At 45.5% G+C, this 22,430-nt stretch carries 20 protein-coding genes; 7 read left to right on the forward strand and 13 right to left on the reverse strand.

What is annotated here, in order from left to right; all coding sequences use genetic code 11:
- The first annotated feature begins 188 nt into the window (after positions 1-188).
- Complete coding sequence (locus FW759_RS03970) at positions 189-1,319, forward strand: S-(hydroxymethyl)glutathione dehydrogenase/class III alcohol dehydrogenase (RefSeq protein WP_446442260.1); 1,131 nt, start codon at positions 189-191, stop codon at positions 1,317-1,319.
- Between the two features lie 341 nt (positions 1,320-1,660).
- Here the strand turns inward: FW759_RS03970 and FW759_RS03975 are convergent, their stop codons facing one another.
- Both FW759_RS03975 and FW759_RS03980 read right to left on the reverse strand, forming a co-directional pair.
- Positions 1,661-2,359, reverse strand: coding sequence for a haloacid dehalogenase type II (locus FW759_RS03975; protein ID WP_446442261.1), 699 nt, complete (start codon positions 2,357-2,359; stop codon positions 1,661-1,663).
- A gap of 29 nt (positions 2,360-2,388) precedes the next feature.
- Positions 2,389-3,042 (reverse strand): DsbA family oxidoreductase, encoded by a 654-nt coding sequence (locus tag FW759_RS03980; RefSeq protein WP_446442262.1) that lies wholly within the window; start codon positions 3,040-3,042, stop codon positions 2,389-2,391.
- Positions 3,043-3,473: 431 nt separating this feature from the next.
- On the opposite strand from FW759_RS03980, the gene FW759_RS03985 reads away from it, so the two are divergent.
- From FW759_RS03985 to FW759_RS04010, 6 genes are all read left to right on the forward strand, one after another.
- Positions 3,474-4,133 carry a 2Fe-2S iron-sulfur cluster-binding protein gene (locus FW759_RS03985; protein WP_443531377.1) on the forward strand — a complete coding sequence of 220 codons (660 nt, stop codon included), beginning with the start codon at positions 3,474-3,476 and terminating at the stop codon, positions 4,131-4,133.
- Positions 4,130-5,122 carry an FAD binding domain-containing protein gene (locus FW759_RS03990; protein WP_446442263.1) on the forward strand — a complete coding sequence of 331 codons (993 nt, stop codon included), beginning with the start codon at positions 4,130-4,132 and terminating at the stop codon, positions 5,120-5,122. The genes FW759_RS03985 and FW759_RS03990 overlap by 4 nt, the downstream gene beginning before the upstream one ends.
- Before the next feature lie 2 nt (positions 5,123-5,124).
- Positions 5,125-7,545, forward strand: coding sequence for a molybdopterin cofactor-binding domain-containing protein (locus FW759_RS03995; protein ID WP_446442264.1), 2,421 nt, complete (start codon positions 5,125-5,127; stop codon positions 7,543-7,545).
- Positions 7,546-7,632: 87 nt separating this feature from the next.
- A complete protein-coding gene (locus FW759_RS04000) occupies positions 7,633-8,934 on the forward strand; it encodes an XdhC family protein (RefSeq protein WP_446442265.1) in 1,302 nt (433 codons plus the stop codon).
- Positions 8,927-9,619: a nucleotidyltransferase family protein gene (locus tag FW759_RS04005; RefSeq protein WP_446442266.1), complete on the forward strand. Its 693-nt coding sequence runs from the start codon at positions 8,927-8,929 to the stop codon at positions 9,617-9,619. The genes FW759_RS04000 and FW759_RS04005 overlap by 8 nt, the downstream gene beginning before the upstream one ends.
- A 40-nt stretch (positions 9,620-9,659) precedes the next feature.
- Positions 9,660-10,223: a GNAT family N-acetyltransferase gene (locus tag FW759_RS04010; RefSeq protein ID WP_446442310.1), complete on the forward strand. Its 564-nt coding sequence runs from the start codon at positions 9,660-9,662 to the stop codon at positions 10,221-10,223.
- A 28-nt stretch (positions 10,224-10,251) separates the two neighbouring features.
- Here the strand turns inward: FW759_RS04010 and FW759_RS04015 are convergent, their stop codons facing one another.
- The 11 genes from FW759_RS04015 to hutU all read right to left on the reverse strand — a co-directional run bounded on the left by FW759_RS04015 (position 10,252) and on the right by hutU (position 22,362).
- Complete coding sequence (locus tag FW759_RS04015; protein WP_446442267.1) at positions 10,252-10,923, reverse strand: class I SAM-dependent methyltransferase; 672 nt, start codon at positions 10,921-10,923, stop codon at positions 10,252-10,254.
- 394 nt (positions 10,924-11,317) lie between these two features.
- Complete coding sequence (locus FW759_RS04020; RefSeq protein ID WP_062845264.1) at positions 11,318-11,932, reverse strand: hypothetical protein; 615 nt, start codon at positions 11,930-11,932, stop codon at positions 11,318-11,320.
- Positions 11,933-11,973: 41 nt separating this feature from the next.
- Positions 11,974-12,591, reverse strand: a complete 618-nt coding sequence (locus FW759_RS04025; protein WP_446442268.1) for a hypothetical protein — start codon at positions 12,589-12,591, stop codon at positions 11,974-11,976.
- A gap of 100 nt (positions 12,592-12,691) precedes the next feature.
- Positions 12,692-13,441, reverse strand: a complete 750-nt coding sequence (locus FW759_RS04030; RefSeq protein ID WP_443508903.1) for a PhnD/SsuA/transferrin family substrate-binding protein — start codon at positions 13,439-13,441, stop codon at positions 12,692-12,694.
- Positions 13,442-13,444: 3 nt separating this feature from the next.
- Entirely contained in the window at positions 13,445-13,939 is a 495-nt protein-coding gene (locus FW759_RS04035) for a PAS domain-containing protein (protein ID WP_087039862.1), read from the reverse strand.
- A gap of 87 nt (positions 13,940-14,026) precedes the next feature.
- Positions 14,027-14,389 (reverse strand): roadblock/LC7 domain-containing protein, encoded by a 363-nt coding sequence (locus FW759_RS04040; RefSeq protein WP_062845260.1) that lies wholly within the window; start codon positions 14,387-14,389, stop codon positions 14,027-14,029.
- A gap of 604 nt (positions 14,390-14,993) precedes the next feature.
- Complete coding sequence (gene hutI / locus FW759_RS04045) at positions 14,994-16,310, reverse strand: imidazolonepropionase (RefSeq protein WP_446442269.1); 1,317 nt, start codon at positions 16,308-16,310, stop codon at positions 14,994-14,996.
- Between the two features lie 162 nt (positions 16,311-16,472).
- Positions 16,473-17,507 carry a formimidoylglutamase gene (gene hutG, locus FW759_RS04050; RefSeq protein WP_446442270.1) on the reverse strand — a complete coding sequence of 345 codons (1,035 nt, stop codon included), beginning with the start codon at positions 17,505-17,507 and terminating at the stop codon, positions 16,473-16,475.
- 38 nt (positions 17,508-17,545) lie between these two features.
- Complete coding sequence (gene hutH, locus FW759_RS04055; protein WP_062845258.1) at positions 17,546-19,108, reverse strand: histidine ammonia-lyase; 1,563 nt, start codon at positions 19,106-19,108, stop codon at positions 17,546-17,548.
- 126 nt (positions 19,109-19,234) lie between these two features.
- A complete protein-coding gene (locus FW759_RS04060) occupies positions 19,235-20,596 on the reverse strand; it encodes a YjiH family protein (RefSeq protein ID WP_443566317.1) in 1,362 nt (453 codons plus the stop codon).
- 32 nt (positions 20,597-20,628) lie between these two features.
- Positions 20,629-22,362 (reverse strand): urocanate hydratase, encoded by a 1,734-nt coding sequence (gene hutU / locus FW759_RS04065; protein WP_446442271.1) that lies wholly within the window; start codon positions 22,360-22,362, stop codon positions 20,629-20,631.
- Between the last annotated feature and the right edge of the window lie 68 nt (positions 22,363-22,430).

The raw sequence follows: 22,430 nt of genomic DNA on the forward strand, positions 1-22,430 counted from the left end.
TTTCAAAATAAAATCGATACATTGATAGTTAAAAGCGATGATAGTCACAGGCGACTGGTATAAATGTTACTTACTTGCTGCTAATCTATAGGCGGCGCAACATTCATTCCAGTCGCTCTTAAAGTGAATCGACTACTCCCCATAAAAACAATTTATTAAAAACAATCCATTAAAAAGAGAATATGCATATGTCAGATAAATTTATCAAATCTAAAGCCGCCATTGCGTGGGGCCCGAACGAACCACTGTCTATCGAAGAAGTGGATGTCATGCTACCCAAAAAGGGCGAAGTGTTGGTCAAAATCGTGGCAAGTGGCGTTTGCCATACGGATGCGTTTACCTTGTCTGGTGAAGATCCAGAAGGTGTTTTTCCAGCAATCTTAGGTCACGAAGGCGGCGGTATTGTTGAGCAAATCGGCGAAGGTGTGACCAGCGTGCAAGTTGGCGATCACGTGATTCCTTTGTACACAGCAGAGTGCGGCGTTTGTAAAATGTGCCGCTCAGGCAAAACCAATCTATGCTCTGCAGTACGCGAAACACAAGGTAAAGGCTTGATGCCAGACGGCACCACGCGCTTTTATAAAGATGGTGAGCCAATTTATCATTATATGGGCTGCTCAACTTTTTCTGAATATACCGTTTTACCAGAGATTTCTTTGGCCAAAGTTAACAAAGAAGCCCCGTTAGAAGAGGTTTGCTTGCTTGGTTGCGGTGTGACTACCGGCATGGGCGCGGTCATGAATACGGCCAAAGTCGAAGCGGGTGCAACGGTGGCTATCTTCGGTCTTGGCGGTATTGGATTGTCAGCCATCATTGGTGCTGAGATGGCAAAAGCCAGCCGTATAATTGCCATTGATATCAATGAAAGCAAGTTTGAGCTGGCCAAAAAATTGGGTGCAACCGACTGCATCAACCCAAAAGATTACGACAAGCCAATCCAAGAAGTCATTGTTGAATTAACCGATGGCGGTGTTGATTATTCATTTGAATGTATTGGCAACGTCGACGTCATGCGCTCAGCGCTTGAGTGCTGCCACAAAGGGTGGGGCGAGTCCGTCATCATCGGTGTGGCAGGTGCGGGGCAAGAAATCTCTACCCGTCCATTCCAGTTGGTTACCGGTCGCGTGTGGAGAGGTTCAGCATTTGGCGGTGTGAAAGGCCGTTCAGAATTACCAGGCTATGTTGAGCGTTATTTGGCAGGTGAAATCCCACTGCAAGATTTTATTACGCATACCATGCCATTAGAAGACATCAACGAAGCGTTTGACTTGATGCACAAAGGCGAGAGTATTCGTTCTGTGGTTCATTTTGCAGAGTAAAAGGTAGCCAACGTACAACGTACCAGAATTACAAAACAAAAATGCTACTCCAATAATAAGGGTAGCATTTTTTTTGAAAGATATTTTGAATGACTGTTTTTTAAAAGTTATAAAGTTGCTGGTCTAAGGTAAAGTTAATATAGCCAGTCCTATATAATATAGATACGTCGATTAGTACGCGCTACTAGAACAAATTTTCCTTGCTTGCTATGCCTTCGCAGACAGAGGCGGCGAAAATATATCGTTGGCAGTCCAGTATCATTGCTGTATCTTCTTTATTCAGGATTAATGATACCTAACTGACCAATATTAAATGAGCAGAGTCACCAGTTCCCAATTAGTTATTGAAACTCTTTACTACTGATTATTTGCTCTGCAAGGCTTAACAGGTCTGACGCCACAAAGTTAGGCTCTGGCACATTGGCTGCTGGTAGCATGGTGTTATGTGGTCTTGTAACAAAGGCGGATTGACAACCAGCTGCTTGCGCACCAATGGTATCCCAAAGATGACAGGCGACCAGACACATATCTGATAAGTCTACTGTCAGCGTATCAGCAACCAATTGATAGGTTTCAGGCGCAGGCTTGAACTTGCTGACGGCTTCAATACTAAAATGATGCTCAAAAAAATCGCTTAACCCTGCTTTTTCTAGTGGCGTGGGTGACGCGCTGCTCGGAGAGTTGGTTAAGGTCACCAATCGAAATCCAGCCTCACGCAAGCGAGTGAGGGCTGGTATAGCATCAGCATGGGCAGGCATATTGCCCATACGATCTTTTAACTCATCAATATCGCTTTCTGTCAGTGTTATCTGATAAATATCGGCAATCATACTTAATGCGCCGACACCAATGTCACCAAAAGGTGTATAAAGACCAGACAACGTCATGGTTTGTGAATACAGCACGAGTTGGGCAAACCACTCTCTAAAAATAGCCTGATCATCAAAAAGACGAGTGAATAAAGGGGTCAGTGTAGTGATATCGAGCAGTGTCTCATTAACATCGAATACAAGGATGTTTGGACTGTGAGTCGAAGACATAAATAAGCCTTTTTATTTTAAACAATGGATTAGTCAGACATAGTGGCCAATTGCTCTAAAATACTTATGTAGTTATCGACGCCTTGGGCACCGCTAACCAGATGACGCTCATTAAAGATAATCGCTGGCACACTTTGAATACCTTGCTGTTGCCAATGCTGCTCTTCTGTACGAACTTCTTTTGCAAAAAACTGACCTTCCAACACCGCCAAGGCCTCACTACGATCAAGTCCTATCTCTGCTGCAATGTCAGCTAGCACGTTGATATCAGAGATATTTCTATTGTTGGTAAAATGCGCCTCAAACAGTGCTTGTTTTAACTCGTGCATACGTCCTTGCTGATCAGCGAAATGTAAAAGCTGATGCAGATTAAAGGTATTGTGCATACGCGTGTCGTCATTGAAATTGAACTCAAAACCCACCTCTCTTCCAGCTTCCGTCATTCTCTCACGGCTGGCATCAGACTCTTCTTTGGTAGAGCCATACTTTTCAATAATGTGCTCACGTAGGTTTTGTCCCTCGGCTGGCATACTCGAATTTAACTCAAACGGATGCCAGTGAATACTATGAGCGGTGTTCGTTTGTTTTAGGGCTTCAGCCAGCTGGCGATAGCCAATGACGCACCAAGGACATACAACATCAGAGACGATGTCTATGCGTAAGGGTTTTTCTAACGGTTTCATAATGCCTCGCAGGATTCGTTTTTTATTTTGGATAGCTATTGTTTAATGCCTTAAATGATATAAAGCTTTAAGCCATGCTAGGAGAATATTAAAGCGATTGCAATGTAGGCTAAGTGACGACTTCAGTTACCTACTGTAACTTTGGTAACGAGCATAGTGGTATAACAATAATGTAGGTAGTCATTGCATTGACCTGCTAAGAGTCAGCGCGTTTTTGGTGACTAGATATCGTGAATTAAATGATACACAGTAAGACGAAAAAAACGAAGATATTGTCATCTTAAGACGACTTTGGATTAAAAACTACACTCTAATGACTACAAAGTCAGAACAAAATAACTCGTCTGTTCAGTCATAATAAATTCATTAATACGGTTGTGAAAAGCGTTTATAGCCATTCTTTTATGTTTACCTGCCAGCGAGAAGCCAGCATGACTACCTTAACACTAACAATAAATAAGCGGGATTATCAATTCGATAATCTCGACACACGAACGACATTGCTCGATGTCTGTCGTCAACATTTACAAATTACTGGACCAAAAAAAGGCTGTGACCACGGTCAGTGTGGTGCCTGCACAATGCTCATCAATGGGCAGCGAGTCAATTCTTGCCTGACCCTTGCAGTAATGCATGAAGGTGATGAGATTACAACGATTGAAGGTATCGGTATGCCTGAATCGTTGTCAGCATTGCAGCAAGCCTTTGCTGATAATGATGCCTTTCAGTGTGGCTACTGCACACCAGGACAGATTTGTTCGGCAACGGCCTTGATAGAAGAGGTCAAGCAAAATTGGCCAAGCTATGTGACAGCCGACTTAAAAAATCCTGATGGGCTGCTCGTACAAGAGATTGCAGAGCGTATGAGTGGCAATATTTGTCGCTGTTCTGCCTACCCCAATATTATTAAAGCCATCTCGCAAGTGCTTGAAAGCCAAGTTTCGGAAAAGTCTACCACAGACGTTTCTACAACCAATGCAAAGAGTGGAGCACAGGTTACGGGTATTTGGTCACCGCCACCGAGCCAGACTCAGCTTGGTAATGCTTCAAACCGTCAGCAAGCAGCCAACACACAAGGAGGGCGCTCATGAGACGCTTTGAGTATAGCCGTGCAGATGCACCCGAGCAAGCTGCTATGTCAGCGAATGCCAAAGATGCCTCTTTTATAGCGGGCGGTACCAACTTATTAGATTTAATGAAGCTTGAGATTGAAACGCCTACCAAACTTGTAGATGTAACACGCCTAACGTTAAAGCAAGTAGAAACCACCGACGAAGGTGGATTGCGCATCGGTACGCTGGTCACCAATAGTGATTTGGCAGGCCATCCTGACGTGATTGCCAATTATCCTGTACTGTCACGAGCTATTTTGGCCGGAGCTACAGGGCAATTGCGTAATAAGGCAACCACAGGCGGTAACTTCTTGCAGCGCACGCGTTGCTATTATTTTTATCAGACAGACAGCCCGTGCAATAAGCGTGAACCCGGCACAGGTTGCCCAGCTATAAACGGCGAGAACCGTGCCCTTGCTATCTTAGGTATTAGCGACGCTTGTATCGCTCAGCACCCATCTGACATGGCAGTTGCCATGCGTCTGCTCGATGCAAAGATTGAGACGGTCAAAGCAGATGGCAGCACACGTACCATTCCTGTTAGCGAGTTTTACTGTCTACCAAAAAACACACCGCACATCGAAAATGTTTTAGAGAGTGGCGAGCTTATCACGCATGTCGTACTACCAGCGCCTATCAAAGGTATGCATACTTATGACAAAGTACGTGACCGTGCCTCCTATGCATTTGCGCTAGTATCATGCGCTGCTGTCATAGAGGTTGGTGATGATGGTCATTTAACCGCTGTACGTTTGGCCTTTGGTGGAATCGGTACCGAACCATGGCGCAATGAAGCCGTTGAAGCCTTGTTAGTAGATACAGATGGTAATGATGAGGTGATCAAACAGGCCGCCGACTTGTTATTGCAAGACGCAAAAGGCAATGGGCAAAACGATTTTAAAATACCACTGACACGTCGTTTATTAAAGCAAGTCATTCAGCGTGCGTTAGCTGGCGAAGGAGCATAATCATGTCATTATTAGACTCAGTACTTCCACCAGAACCTACTAAAAAAATGACAATGAATGAGCCGGTTGACTCTTCGTTTACTAATACAACAAATAACCTAGTGGGCAAAGCGATCAACCGTGTTGATGGCCCATTAAAAGTGAGCGGTCAAGCGCCTTATTCGGCAGAAATTTATCGTGACAATCAAGCTTATGGTGTTTTGGTAAGTGCCAAAATCGCTAAAGGGCACGTCGAAAGTATCGATAGCAGTGCTTTAGATGACATCCCAGGTATTATTAAAGTGGTCACCGACCCTAAGCATTTTTTGCGTAATCCGCAGCAAGGAACAGCAACCAAAGCCCCCACTCAAGGCGCTAGCGAGATTTTTTATCATGGTCAGCCTATTGCCGTTGTGGTCGCTGAGACGTTTGAAGCCGCCACAGAAGGCGCTCAAGCAGTTCGTGTGACTTACAAAGATGAGACTGAACAAGCAGCTTTGGATTTTGCTAAAGAGTTATCCAATGCTCATGAAGTAAATGAAAAAGAAGGGTCAGACAAGAATGCAGTGAACGGTGACCCAGAGCAAGGTCTGGCAGATTCGCCCGTGACCATTGAGCGTTTTTATCATACCCCAAACCAAACCAGTGCTGCGATGGAGCCGCACGCGACCTTGGCGTATTGGGAAGAGGACAAACTGATTCTTTATACGTCGAATCAGATGATTGCATCATGTAAGCAGCAAATCATGGACGCTTTAGATCTCAATAAAGATCAGGTACAAATGATTGCTCATTACGTTGGTGGTGGTTTTGGTAGTAAGTTAGGCATTGCCCCTGAGTCGATCGCCGCTGCTATTGCCGCTAAAGAGTTAGATCGTCCAGTATTGGTTTGTATGACTCGTCCGCAAGTTATGGAGGCGACGGTCAAACGCTCAAACACTCGTCAGCGTATTGCCATTGGCTGTGATGAGCAGGGGGTGATCAACACGTTGATTCATGATTCTATCAGTAGCAACTTACCTGATGAAGGGTTTTTTGAGCCTTCTGCTTTATCTACCCATTATCTGTACCGCGGCGAAAACCGCCAAGTAAATTATCAACAAGTTGATATGAACCAATTGCTTTCTGGCTCTATGCGTGCGCCTGGTGAAGCCGTAGGTATGATCGCGCTTGAGTGTGCCATGGATGAACTTGCCACACAGTTGGATATTGACCCAATAGAGCTACGCCGCCGCAATGAGCCAGAAAAAGATCCTAGTCAAGATATTCCGTTTTCAACGCGTCAACTGATTGCCTGTATGGAACAAGGCGCTGAGAAATTTGGCTGGAGCGAGCGTAATGCTAAGCCTGCCAGTCAGCTAGATGGCGACTGGTGGATAGGTACTGGTATGGCCGCATCCTCTCGCGGCAACTCGCTACAGCAATCAGAAGCGCGAGCAACGCTACAAGTAGATGCTTCAAAAGAGCTTGGCGTCAAAGCTGTGATTGAAACAGATATGACGGATATCGGTACGGGTTCTTATACGGTGTTTTCGCAAGTGGCAGCCGATTTACTAGGCTTGCCCATCGACCATATTGAGATGAAGTTGGGTGATAGCGAATTGCCACCAGCGTCTGGTTCGGGCGGTAGCTTCGGTGCAGCAAGTTCTGGTAGTAGTATTTATCTTGCTTGTGAGCAGCTACGTGACATGATAGCCGCAAAAATTGGTCTGTATGCAGATACGATTCAGCTTGATAACGGGTATATCAAGCAAGTCGGTACCCATAATCCGAGCAAGACAGATACCGCGATTGAGACAGTCAAAGTACAAGCAGAAAGTCTCAAAGACAAAATCTCTGAAAAGACAGGGTTTGTGCTACCAAAGTCAGAGACCAGCAAATACGATTTTGACGGCTTGAAATCTTATGCTTTAGCAGAAGTGATCGCTGACTATGATGAGCAAAAGCTGAGCGCAAAAGGCCAAATCAAACCGGGCAAAAATGGCAAAAGTCATCGCCAAGCTTCTTTTGGTGCTAACTTTGCAGAAGTTGCCATACATAAGGTCACAGGTGAGATTCGGGTTAAGCGTATGACAGGAGCCTTCGCAGCAGGTCGTATCCTTAACCACAATACGGCCACGTCACAATGTTATGGCGGCATGGTGTTCGGTATTGGTTCAGCCTTGATGGAAGAGGTCATTCATGACAAGCGCGATGGTCGCCTGTGTAATCACGATCTCGCTGAGTATCACGTGCCAGTCAATGCGGATGTACCACAGTTGGACGTCATCTTAGTGGAAGAAGATGATCCATATACCAATCCAATGCACATTAAGGGTATCGGTGAGACCGCCATTTCGGGTGCGGCTGCCGCGATTGCCAATGCTGTCTACAATGCAGTTGGCGTTAGGGTATATGAATTTCCGATTACGCTTGATAAGTTACTTTATGAGATGCCAGAGTAATTTTTTATACGTTTAAACAAAAACCCGCTTTATTGGCGGGTTTTTATAACTTAAATATTGACTAAAATAGGTCAAAAAAGAGGCATTATGAATCAAATTGCTGACATTCTTAAGCTGGCAGGCGAGGCTCAGCAGCAAAATGTCGATGCTGTATTGGCAACGGTTGTCCACACCGAAGGATCGGCGTATCGCCGTGCTGGTGCGATGATGCTGATCTGTGAGGATGGGCGTTCCGTTGGGATGATCAGTGGTGGTTGTTTGGAGCCACATATTATCAAACGGGCATTTTGGCTCACGCGTCATGGTGCCAACGTCCAAGTCTATCAAACAGGCGAAGACATTGAGTATACAGACAATGGAGAAGCAAAAGAAACAGAGCAAAGCGCTCACGTAGCGAACGATGAGTTTTTGGGCGATAACACATCTAATGATTGGGAAGATGACATCAACGAGCTGGATGAGATGAATTTTGGTCTAGGCTGTAATGGTCGGGTTCATGTGTTGTTCGAGCGTTTAGCAAGTGCAAAACCATTGTTAAAAACGATTACTCAAGTTCGCCGTACTCAAGAGCCTGTCACCATTGCTACTTTGATTCGTTCTAACAGTGAACAGCAAATGCCTGATTTGCAAATTGGTATGCGCATTATTCTGAATAAAGCCAGTGAGTCAGGACAGTTAGGCATTATTATGCCTGAGCAAGCGCTATCTCTCACGGAACCTACTGTGTCAAGCACACTTGCCAACATGATTGACGCATTAGCGGAATATGAGATCTCTAATAAAAACACTGAGTACATCGTTTTGAAAGATGCAGACGTATCAACAGAGTGGCTCGTACAACGATTGCAGCCACAAATCCGTTTGCTCGTTTGCGGAGCAGGTAACGATGTGATGCCGCTGGTCACGATGGCAAAACTGCAAGATTGGCATGTGACGGTTGTAGATAGCCGTGCGCAATATGCGACGCGTGCGCGATTTTCTCAAGCAGATGTTGTGCTGCATTTGCCATTAGAGGAGACGGAGAAACTGCTTGAATTGAGTCGTAATGCTGCCGTTGCTTTGATGTCGCACAGCCTGAGTCAAGACCGTGCGCGTTTGGATGTGTTGTTAGAGCATCCCGAGCAGTATCAGTATTTAGGGCAATTGGGTCCGAGCTATCGCACCGAGCGTCTGATTAACGAGATTAGCGCCACTAAGGCTGATCCTCAAACTTTGGTCAATGGTATTCGTAAGACACACTATCCAATCGGTTATAAATTAGGCGGAGACGGTCCTGAAGCCTTGGCACTTGGGATTTTGGCACAGATTAATGCAGTGATGCATGAGCAATCGCCACCTGCCGAATTTTCAAAATCTGAACTGACTTCTTCGGCGTTTGCAAATGCTTGATCATTCACTGACATCCAATCATGCCGTTATTATATTGGCAAGCGGGCTTAGTCAGCGTTTGGGTCAAGCAAAGCAACTGCTGAGTAAAGAGGGCGAAGCGCTTATTCGTGTTATGCTCAAACTGGCAGTGACCACACAGCCGCAAGCCATCATCTTGATTATTCCTGGTCATCATCACACGATAATGGATGCTGTTGCTGACTTGGCTGCGCAATATCCTATTATTCAAATGGTTGTAAATCCACAGCCAGAGACGGGAATGGCACACAGTTTGTATTTGGGCATTGAGGCGTTAGGTGATACAAACGTGCCGGTTGAGCGAGTATTAATCATGGGTATCGATCAGATACTGCTCGATGAGTCGCATCTGACGGCACTGCTGGCTGGTGAGCCGTCTGTGGTGGCGAGCGGGTATCATAGCTGGGCGCATACAGATAAAAGGCACTTAGATGATGATGCTTTAATCAATCCATCAGTAAAAACTATCGCTGGATTGCCACTAGTTATTGATGAGGGTCTGCTTAAACAATGGAAATCAGCATTGACGGGTGATAAAGGGTTGCGCCACTTCATCAGAGCGCTGCCGCCGAGTCAAATCAGTACAGTAACTAATATCCAGCTCAACTATGATATCGATACGCCCGAGCAGCTGGCTTATGCCCAGCAAAAAGGCTGGCTTGACTGAATCAAAATAGTATCAATCTTAAGAGACAAACATGTCCCATATGATAGAAACAGACCGTTTATGCCTTAGACAGTGGCAAGCAAGTGATTTTGCAATATTTGCGGAAATAAATGCCGATCCTGAGGTGATGAAATACTTTCCCAAGTTGTTATCAAGCACGGTGAGCGATACGATTGCCAAAAAATGCCAGCAGCTTATTGAAGAAAAAGGCTGGGGGTTGTGGGCGGTTGGTTTAAAAAATGGTGTAGAAAAACGGGATGATTTTATCGGCTTTGTCGGTTTAAACGAGACACATGCAGATATGTCGTTTGCGCCTGCTGTCGAAATCGCTTGGCGACTTCACAAAGACTACTGGGGACAAGGCTATGCGACTGAAGCCGCGCGTGCAGCATTAGATTTTGCTTTTACCGAGCTGGTACTTGATGACGTTGTCTCGTTTACCGCTGTCATTAATAAACGCTCACAACTCATTATGCAGCGCATTGGTATGACAAACACGCAGGACAATTTCTATCATCCTGCGCTGGCTGCGAATCATCGACTTGCTGAGCATGTACTGTACAAGATAACTCGGCAAAAATGGCAAGACATGGTCAGCTCTTGATTCTATTTACTTACAGCTTGTACGCTATTTAACCTGCGTCATCGCGCGAAAACGTCAAAATGTGTCCTTTAAACGGTATCTCAAGATAAGTTGTATTTTCAGGTTTGACATGCTTGCTACTAAAACCAAACTCGGTCATTTTATGGGTCAGCTTATTTTTACGGCCGCGGCCAGGATCGACGACGATGACTTCACACTTTGGCTGCGCATGACGCTCAATAAATTCGGCCAAAATATCGATATGTTGGTCTTCATACAGTAAATCGCTACCGATAATGATATCGAATTTCCCAAGATGACTATTGTCCTCTGCCCAATCTAAGCGCTCAAAATTGATTTCTTTATTATTATTCAGCGTGGTGTTGCGATCGAGGAAATATTCTACCGTTGGATGATAATCAGTCGCTGTGATATCGGCATGTCGGTGATTGAGCAGCAAGCTGGATAACGCCATGCCGCAGCCCACCTCCAATATTCGTTTGCCCGCAATGTCATAATTGAGCATATGATTGGCAAGTACCAAACTAGATGGCCATATCACCCCAAACATCGGCCAAGAGGCAGAGCAGATACCTAAATTCAATGCTTCATCATCAGGATCGCTAAATTGTTGATTGTCACGTAACGTACAAATGTGAATGTCGGTGTTGCCAATTTCAATCGTTTGATAACGCACGCGCACAGTGGTCAGCGAAGTCATAAACTGTCCTAAAAAATAAGCAAGAATGCAAGGTTTGGCAAAGGTTGCCACTTTCGATGAGGGTAGTTGGTTAGGATATGGTTTGAGCGTTTGAAATTTTTGATAGAAGGAAAAATGGATTTAAATAGTGAATACAGTATGACTTAACCTTTGCTAAGTTTTTGTTAATTTTCAGCGTATTCTTATTACTAAGAAAATTACTTTACTAAGCAAGTTACTACGCAAAGATTGATTATCACAGAAGAGCGAGTAACTCTTGGTACCCATCAAAAGACAGCTAATATGTTGAAGGAAGAGAGCACGTCTATTTAATGACTAGAGGTATTCATAAGGGATAAAAGAGAGAGCTAAACGATAGAATAGCCAGAGCCAACGCCTAAATCATATAACAGAGTTAGTTAATAAACCTTAAGCCAGATGTTTTTAGTGCCCATACCAATTCTACAAAAGCACGACTATTAGTCAAAGGCTCACCATCAATAATAAGTACGTAGCCTGCACCATCAATCCATAAAAACACAAAGCTGGTTTCAGGAATGAGTAAATCGACTTGCTGAAAAAACGAGATGGCTTGGCTTTCTACTGCCCATCCGCGCTGCTTTTGCCGGAGCATAAAGCCTGAAAAATCAGCGGCTGCCACACTTAGCATGTCCGCTTCTTCTTGACTATAACCAATGCGTGCCAAACAAAATCCTTCGTCAGAGCCAATGGCGGCACGACGTTTACCTGATAAGCTGGCAACCACATAAGGCAAAAATTGATCCAGTGGCAGATTGGGAGCAGGTAACAGAAGGGATAGTTTTTCAATCAAACCTTGTTCTATAAAGCGCTGTAACCACGTATCAGAATAGCGCGCAAGCCAATCTGCGGCAAGCAAGGTCTGGGGAGAAGATAGCAGGTTTTGTAATGACAGCTGCTCATCAGTGGGTTCACTTTGTGAAAATGCCTCAAAAATACCCGCTGGTGTCAGAGTCAGATAGGTTTTATCAGCATTTAAATAAGAGGACATAGCGGCTACCATTAGGATAAAAGTGTGAGATAACAAATGAATTAGGGTTGAGCGGTTTGATCAAGATGCTGCTGACAGTGGTTCCAGCGCTCATCAAATTGCCAGTCGCTTTTTCCCAAACGAAACCAAACCAAAGAGAAAGCAAGGCGGTCATGGCGCGCGATACAATGGGCAAAAAATTCATTTTCGATTTGTTCTATCGTGCCCCAGTCTTTGCTATCCCGCGCTTGCATCAGCTCGCTTGTGATGTCTTTGGATATCTCTTTGGCATCGTCGCTACTGATGCGTAATCGCTGTTTTTGGTCATTGAGCGAAGGCGAGACCAAAACACTCCAGCGGGTTGCTAGCATGCTATTGCGTTGAATATATCTTTTTTTATCAATACAATCGCGGAACCCTTGCTGGACGTGCGGATACAAACGATCCTTGATACGCGTAAAAAGATTATTTACATCATAGGGAATGTCATACCAGCAACCATAAAAAAAGTCAGCAACCGCCCCTTGTAGTGGTTCTTTTTCAGTCAGGAGTAGAGCAGTATTAATACGTTGTTCATGAAAATGACGGTTGTTGGGTGCCAAAAATACTTTACGCGAGTACAAACGAAATACTCGGTGTATTTCCTTCTCATTTTCTTTGATCAGATCGACATCAGACATAATTAATAGCATCCTCTCAATCATAGCCATTGTGACCGCTTTGGCTGGTATGAGTACAATAGACTATGATTCAACGTAGAAAAAACTTATCAATGAATGGCTAGTCAAGCAAGGTTTGCATCAAGTCGATCATAAATTCGCCATCTTCTTCACTCATGGCCTCAAACCCTTCAGGCATACCAAGCTCAGCCAGGGCCTCTTTGCCATCATCATCGTTATGCAAATTGAGAATGGCCTCGATAAAAATCTGTGTATCAGGAAACCCTTCTTTGATGAGCAGCACATGGCTAATATCAGCCAGATCGCTTTCGATAAGGACGGACAATTGGGTTTTGGTTAAGCGTGAAAAGCTATGAAAAATCTCTGCCAAGAAAAAAGCGGCTTGTGCCTCTCTTTTGATAACCTTACGCGCGGCTGCTTGGTAGGTTTCGGTGATGTCCCAACTCAGATCAGCTTCTTCAAGATCCACCGCTTCTAATAATCGTAAGCCGATCAATTTGACATCGCGGTTGTCTGCCATGGCGATAGTCGCGCCCGCCTGAATGTCTTCTAAGCGACTGATATCGCTATTTGCAGCCGACGCAATGACCATTTCATCAGACTTGCCGATGGGACGAGCGACGGCGCGATATCCTTTTTCACGGATCAAAGTGGCTGCGTCAAAAGGATTGGCATAAATGATTTGAATGTCACCTGCATCGATGATCTGTGTTTGCTCAGCATGTGACGCTGGTATGTTCAGATGCATATTGAGATTGGCACGTTTTTGTATCAAGGTGTTGAACATGTGCCAGCCTGCAAAACGTTCAGGCGAGAAATCAGGGGCGATTAACATATTGTGTGTCGTCATGATTTAGCCTTCCTCATTTTGTTTCATTTGGGCGTACTGAGTCATCGCCGCGTCAATTTTACTGCGTGATGGCTTGCGGCGTACTGAGGTGTAGCCGACGGTTTCACCGCGACGAATGTTTGGCACGACCGTCGCATAGACCCAATAATGGCTGCCATCTTTGCATAAATTTTTGACATAGCCATGCCATTTTTGTCCAGAAGCAGCGGTCTGCCATAGGTCTGTATACGCCGCTTTTGGCATGTCAGGATGACGCAAAATGTAATGCTGCTGGCCGATTAATTCATCGATATCGTAGCCACTAATCTCAACGAAGGCATCGTTGACGTGCGTGATAACACCGTTTAAATCCGTACGCGATACAATCAGCTTGCCATCAGGATAGGCACGTTCGACGCCAGTATCATAGACCGTGCGCGAGTGGCCATCATAATAAGTCAAGGTAACCTGCTCAGCAGGCATATCAGGCTTGTGTGCATCAGGAATGGGAGCGCCCATAGTATATCCTTCAGTTATCGTTATGTTCATCATGATCAAAAAACCAATCTGCTGGGGTGTTTATCGATAAAAACCTAAAAACACTTATCAGATAAGTTTTGCAAGGGCTTCTGAGGCGCGTTTGATGTCTAAAAAAATCAAACCGAGCTTCGCATTTGGTTTTGCCATAATGGTGAGTACCGCTTCTTCTCCCGATGACGTCATAATCACGTAACCCTTTTCCCCTTGAATCATAATACGGTCGATACTACCGCGTGCCAATTCTCGACCAGCGCGATCACCCAATGACAATAAAGCCGCTGACATCGCGCCAACGCGGTCTTCGTCAATGCCAGTTGGCAGTGCTGAGGCGATCATAAGACCATCGTTAGAAATTAGGGCAGATGCTTCAACATCCGCTGATGAGCTGTTTAAATCTTCCAAAATTTGCTGGAACGAATCTGTACGCATATCGCTTTCTCTGTACTGGTTGTCGGTTTGTATTTATAAAATAATAGCGTTAGCCAAAAATACCCTCATTATTAATAGGGTATTGTAATTCCTTACTAATAATATTGATATAGTAATTTTCAATTTAATTGGAAAATTTTGACATTTTTTACCGTTTATCTTTTATTCGTTACCTTTAAGTCTATTATTTATAAGAGAAAACTGAGAGAAAATAAGGAGTTATATGAGTAGGGTGTAGATCATTGTAGGACTTGTATTCGCTCTTCTTACCACCTAATTTTTAGCAATATAGTTAGTTCAGAATACAATCGATGCGTGATGCATTATGGGGCTAAATACGGTATTGGCTTTAAAGTAAATTCACTGTGGCCTAGCAAAAATGTACGGTTTTGTGTAAATAAAAAGCCCCAATCATTTAGTGACTGGGGCTTTTTGAATGACTATGGTCAATCAAATGTAAAATACATACAGTGCTACCGACGTCATATTTGCTCGCTTGCTAAACCTTCGCAGACAGAAGCTACAAAAATATATCGTTAGCAGTCCATTATCATTGTTGTACCTTTTTTATTTAGGACTCAATATATGCATAAAACGCTATTGATCATACTTTTTTGCGCCATTGACCTTGAGACATTATGCCTGCACTAGGATTGAGTCCTATTTGATACGCCAGATCGGCAGGGCGAGTGATGTCCCATAGCACCAAATCGGCATCGCAGCCAACTTCTATCCGACCTTTTTGAGTTAACCCTAAGGCTTGTGCCGCATGAATGGTTGCACCTGCCAATACTTCTTCAGGGGTGAGGTAAAACAAGGTGCAGCCCATGTTCATTGCTAATAACAGCGAGGTCAATGGTGACGTACCAGGATTGCAATCGGTTGAAATAGCCATCGGTACGTTGTGTTTTCGCAGGGCATCAATCGGTGGCAGCTTGGTGTCGCGCAAGGTATAAAATGCGCCGGGTAACAGCACCGCCACCGTATTGCTGGCCGCCATTTTTTTGATATCGTCCTCCGATAGGTGCTCTAAGTGGTCACTAGATAATCCCTGGTACTCCGCAACCAACGCGCTACCACCTATGTCTGACAGTTGCTCAGCATGCAGTTTAACTGGCAAATCTAACGAGCGCGCGACTTCAAAAACGCGTCTGATTTGATCGCTACTGAACGCAATATTTTCACAAAACCCATCAACCGCATCAACCAATCCTTCTGCATGCAAGATTGGCAGCCACGCGCAGACTTGCTCGATATAGTCGTCCGCACGGTCCTGCTTGTTAGACTTGTACTCAGGCGGTAAGGCATGGGCGGCCAGATAAGTCGTACTTACATGAATGTTGTGTTTTTTACCAAGCTGGCGCGCAACGGTGAGCATTTTGCGTTCAGTGTCCAAATCCAAGCCATAGCCGGACTTGATTTCGATACTGGTGACGCCTTCTTTTATGAGTGCAAGCAGGCGTTTTTCACTTTGGGCAAATAGCGATTCAATACTGGCCGCGCGGGTGGCGCTGACCGTTGCGACAATACCGCCACCTTGAGCGGCGATGTCTTGATAACTGGCACCATGCAAACGGGCTTCAAACTCATTACTGCGGTTGCCGCCGTAAACGATGTGAGTGTGACAGTCGATCAATCCAGGGGTTATCCAATGACCATCTGCGTCTGTGACTTGGTTCTCTTGATAATGAAGCAGATGAGTAGCGATTTGCTCATGAGCCCCAATCCATGCAATCTTGCCGTCTTTAATACCGATGGCGGCATTCTCTAACTGACCGTATGGGGTACTATCAGCATGCTCATTGGTATCGATACCAAAACCATACTGTGCTGAAAACGTGGCAATATTGGCATTGATAATAAGGTGATCAAACGAGGTTATAGTGTCATCACTGAGTTGCTGTGTGTGTGAGTTGGGCATAATAAGCTCCTGCTTCATACTGATCGTCAGGTGAAATATAAAAAATACTGAGCGGGACTAGAGTAAATTTTTATCGCTTCTGTTTGCGAAGGCACAGCAAACAAGAAAAATTTGTACCAGTCCTGCATTCTAATGTCGCATATCAATGTTATTGAGTATCGACTATAACGTGAGCAGATGTTGCTCGCTAATGGTCGCCAGCAGTCGAGCAGCGACCTTACAACTACGATTATCGACATCAAACGTAGGATTGATTTCAGCAAGGTCTGCTACTTTTACTTTGCCTGACACCATGATATGTTTGACGGCGCGCTCAACAAAACTGAGCGCAATGCCATAAGCGGCTGGCGCACTGACACCAGGGACAACGCTTGATGGTAGGCAGTCCATATCAATGGTCATGTAGAGCACATCGACTTTACTAATAAACCTATCAATTTGCTCGGCAAGACTATCCCATGTCTGCTGATGACAGTCTTCATCACTGATAATATGTACACCCAATTGCTCGGCACGATCAAAGAGGGCAGCCGTGTTCGAAAATCGGCTGACACCAATGCAGCAATAATGGAACGGTTGACCGTGAGCGTCAAGATGCTCTGCAATTTGGCGAAACGGTGTGCCAGAAGTCGCCACATCAGACTGACGAATATCAAGGTGCGCATCAAAGTTGATAATTCCAATAGTCGGCGCTGTGTGTGTGCTGACAGTCGTACCGTTTGTCTTTTCTAACGCTTGCCACAATCCCAAAAAACTGCCATAAGCAATGGCATGACCACCGCCAAGCCCAATCGGCAAGCCGCCTTGTTCAATAATGTGGCTGACCTTATCGGCATATTTGATTTGGGCTTGCTCAAGTGAGCTCTCGGCAAAGCCGCCATTATCATGACAATGAATATCGCCAACATCACCCAGTAATGAAGGCAGTTGACTATCAAAACGTTGTTGCAAGGCAGAAATGACTGGCAGCGCAGCAAAGGCCTGACGAATCAAAGGCGGCGCTGCTTTGGCACCCACACGCCCCTGATTGCGTCTGACGCCTTGGTCACAGGCAAAGCCAACCAGCCCAATGTGTTGCTGATCATAAGGCTGGGCCAGTTGATACCAATAGCGGGCGCGGTCGGTCTCAAATGGCTCTGCGCGCCCTGTCCATCGGTTCATATCGGCGACAGTGTGGCTAACTGCTGCTATGGTCATCAAAGACCTCCTTTTTCTAACATAAACTTAACGACTTTTTATTTTGATTCGTACCAGTCACTACGCAGTTCTTGCCAATGCTCAGCAAGCGTACCGTCTAAAACCAGCTGTTTTGCCGCTTCAATATCAGGTGCAAGGTAGCGGTCTTTATCATAAAAGGTAACTTGTTCGCGTAGCTTTTTATGTGCTACTGCTAAAGGCTCTGACGTCTCAAGCCCACGATGGAAGTCGATACCTTGACCTGCTGCTAGTAGCTCAATACCGATGATGGTGGCCGTGTTTTGTGCCATCTCATATAGGCGGCGTGCGCAATAGGTTGCCATCGAGACATGGTCTTCTTGATTGGCAGACGTTGGAATGCTATCAACACTGCCTGGATGAGCGATAGATTTATTCTCTGAGGCGAGCGCTGCTGCAGTAACGTGAGCAATCATAAAGCCTGAATTCACACCCGCATTATCAACCAAGAATGGTGGTAAGCCACCCGATAAAGTCGCATCAATCAGTAACGCAACTCGGCGCTCAGACATAGAACCAATCTCGGCGATTGCCAAGGCTAAAATATCAGCGGCAAAGGCAACGGGTTCAGCATGGAAGTTACCACCTGAAATAGCGACCGGACCATCTTCGTTATTAAAAATAAGCGGATTGTCTGTTACCGCATTTGATTCGATGAGTAGTGTTTTCCCTGCTTGGTTGATGATATCAAGACAGGCACCCATGACCTGCGGTTGACAGCGTAAGCAGTAAGGATCTTGTACTCGATCGTCTTGTTCACCATCATGCGAGGCACGAATAGCACTGCCTTTGATAAGCTCGCGGTGTGCTTTGGCGATTTCAATTTGACCATGATGACCACGTACGTCATGAATACGAGCATCAAACGGCGCATCCGAGCCTTTTGCCGCATCGATAGACAGTGAGCCGACGATGGTTGCTGTCTCAAGCAAATCACGCGCTAAGAAATAGCCACGTAGTGCCAGCGCCGTTGATACTTGCGTACCATTAATAAGGGCAAGACCTTCTTTGGCAGCTAGTGTGATTGGCTCAAGTCCATGCTGAGCTAAGGCATCAGCGGCAAGAATCTTTTTGCCATCAACATAGACATGACCTTCGCCCATCATCGCAAGCGTCATGTGTGACAAGGGAGCCAAATCACCAGACGCGCCAACGGAACCTTTGGCTGGGATATTGGGTGTAATCTGATTGTTGATTAAGCCAAGTAAGCTATCAACCACCTCACGACGTACGCCAGACACCCCTTGTGCTAGGCTAGCAACTTTCATTACCATGATGAGACGAACCACGTTGTCTGGCAACGCGTCACCTGTGCCCACAGAGTGAGAGACAATCAAGTTACGCTGAAGCAGCTCAAGTTGATCGTCACTAATACGTGTCTTCGCTAGTAGACCAAAACCCGTGTTGATCCCATAAGCGCTTTTGTCGCGGGCAATGATGGTACGTACATCTTCGTGTGACGCATCTATCGCCTCATAAGCGCTGTCAGGCAAGGTCAGAGCGACTGGATGATCGTAGATATCGCGTAGCATCTTAAAGCTAAGCTGGCGAGGGTTTAGGGTTAGTTGTTTGATAGCAGTCATGAGGATAATCCTAATTTTATAAGGGATATTAATAATATTTTTTATTGATACAAGGTTTATAGCAAATACAATTTAGACAGAAGATAAGTGTTACTGGGATAAATTTTGCAAAGCTTCTGGCTTGTTTTAACCAATCCAATTCATATACATAGCCAGTTGTCCAAAGGCGGCAGCCAACAAGATGCTAAGAACCACGCGTTCAAACCAAATGATAACCATCTTGCCCACAGAGAGGGGAATTTCGGTCGCCAGTACACACGGAATCATAGCGGAAAAAAACAGCACACTACTAATGGAGATAACGCCAGCCACATAACGTGTCAACATATCAGCTTCACTCAGCAGTAGAGCAGGCAAGAACATTTCAGCCAATCCCGCTGACATACCTTTGGCCGCCACAAGTGGTTCTGGCAATCCGCCTAACCACGTAAATGGATAGAGCAGCAACCCTAAGGCGTCAAACACTGGCGTATACTTTGCCAACAATAGACCTGTCAGGCCGACCGCGATAATAGATGGCACAATGGCTGCTGCCATGATCAATCCATCACGAAAGTTGGACCATAAAATATGCTTAAGATCAGTTGCGCGACGAGAGGTGGACAGACCCAAATCAAATGCTGCTGCTAAACGTTTGCCACGTTCGTGATTGAGGTCTGGACGATCAACGTTGTCATCAAAGAGGCTAATTGGTGGAATACGAGCGGTAATGGCAGTGACGATAAAGGTAATCACCAGCGTTGACCAAAAAAACAGATTCCAAAACTCCATCAGACCGAGTGTTTTTGCCACAATCACCATAAATGCGGCCGATACCGTAGAAAAGCCTGTCGCGATAATAATGGCTTCACGCGCAGAATACTGTTTTTGTAGATACACGCGATTGGTGATCAGTAGACCAATCGAGTAGCTACCCACAAAAGAAGCCACCGCATCGATGGCAGATGCGCCAGGCGTTTTCCAGATAGGTTTCATAATGGGCTGCATTAATACACCCACCATCTCAAGCAAACCAAAACCGACCAAGAAAGCCAGAATCAATGCCCCAAGCGGCACAATCATACCGACAGGTAAGGCCAGTTTTTCAAATAAAAACGGCAACATATCCGCTTCCATCATAAAGGCAGGCGCGGTACCTGTGATATACATTACTGCCAAAATGAGACCTAAAATCTTAAATACAGTCAAAATTTTATGCGTGATATTTTTACGCCATGAGCCATCTATAAAAGGCTTGCTAACCCCAAAAATCATCAACAAAAATAACAAGGTGACAGATAAGGTATGCTGCTGATTGACAAGATAGGTCGCGCCATGATCGAACAAGATCGTGCTTTTTTCGCCGATGGTAAAAGGCACAAAAAACATTACAAGTCCAATGGTACTAAATATAATAAGCTGTATCAGTGCTAAAGACTTGGATAACAGTTTTTCAGGTGGAGGCGTTGTCCCATCATTGAGGTGGGCAGCCGTATTTTGTTCAATCATGTTATCCTCCTTGATAAAATGTTTTGGATGCTTTATTTGATCATGGGTAAGTTGAGACCGTAATCTTTTGCTGTTTTGATGGCCAGCTCATAGCCTGCATCTGCATGACGCATGACACCTGAGCCGCAGTCATTGACCAGTACACGTGACAAGCGTTTGGCGGCTGCATCTGTACCATCAGCGACGATGACCATGCCTGAATGCTGCGAGTAACCCATGCCAACACCGCCGCCATGATGCAATGATACCCACGTGGCGCCGCCCGCGACATTGAGCATACCGTTTAGGAGCGCCCAATCAGAGACTGCGTCTGAGCCATCTTTCATGCTTTCAGTTTCGCGGTTTGGACTGGCAACAGAGCCGGTGTCCAAATGGTCACGACCAATGACGATAGGGCCTTTTAGTTCGCCGTTTTTGACCATCTCATTAAACGCCAGACCTGCTTTGTCACGCTCGCCAAGACCTAACCAACAGATACGGGCAGGTAATCCTTGGAACTGAATGCGCTCTTTTGCCATATCAAGCCAGCGATGAATATGTTGGTTTTCAGGGAACAATTCTTTAATTTTTTGATCCGTTTTATAGATGTCTTCTGGATCACCAGAGAGCGCTACCCAGCGGAATGGGCCTTTGCCTTGGCAGAAGAGTGGACGAATATAAGCAGGGACGAATCCTGGGAAATTAAAGGCGTCTTTGACCCCTTCATCAAATGCTACCTGACGGATATTGTTGCCATAATCAGTCGCTGGAATATCCATCGCTTGTAGATCTAAAATCGCCTGTACGTGTGTGGCGCAAGACGCTGCTGCCGCTTTGGTGAGTGCGGCGTGTTGCTCTGGATCTTCTTGTGCGGCCTTCCATTCTTCAACCGTCCAGCCACTTGGCAGATAGCCATTGATCAAGTCATGGGCTGAAGTTTGATCGGTGACCAAATCAGGTTTCATGCCGCCAGCACGAGCGCGTTTGACCATCTCAGGCAAGATGTCTGCGGCATTACCAAGTAGAGCGATTGAGACGGCTTCACCCGCGTCAGTATGCTGCTTAATCAATTCATAAGCATGGTCAAGATCGTCCGCTTGTTTATCGACATAACCAGTACGCAGGCGGAAATCGATACTAGACTGCTGGCACTCGATGTTCAATGAGGTTGCGCCAGCAAAGGTTGCCGCTAGTGGCTGTGCGCCGCCCATACCGCCAAGTCCCGCAGTCAAAATCCAGCGTCCTTTCCAGCTGCCATCATAATGCTGACGACCTGCCTCAACGAAGGTTTCGTAAGTACCTTGCACGATGCCTTGCGTACCAATATAAATCCAGCTACCTGCTGTCATTTGACCGTACATAAACAAGTCTTTGCGATCAAGCTCATTGAAGTGCTCCCACGTTGCCCAGCGCGGTACAAGGTTTGAGTTGGCAATCAAGACACGCGGTGCGTTTTCATGCGTTTGAAAAACGCCGACGGGTTTTCCTGACTGCACCAACAACGTCTCGTCATCTTCTAATTCTTTTAATGACGCTAGGATTTGATCATAGCTTTCCCAGTTACGAGCAGCGCGTCCAATACCACCATACACCACAAGACTTTTTGGGTTTTCAGCGACATCAGGATGCAGGTTGTTTTGTAGCATGCGATAAGGCGCTTCGGTCAGCCAGCTTTTGCAATGAAGGGTGCTGCCAGTGGGGGCAGCAATATCACGACTTTCATCACGGCGGGTAAATTCGTTGTTTTTCACTTCTGCGTTTTCGCTGTTTCCATTATCGGTCGTCATGATCGTTCCTTGTGTTATCAATACAGTTTTATTAATGCAGGTTTTGAGTGCGATTATTCGAGGTCACT

The organism is Psychrobacter sp. 1176_08 (assembly GCF_052850615.1).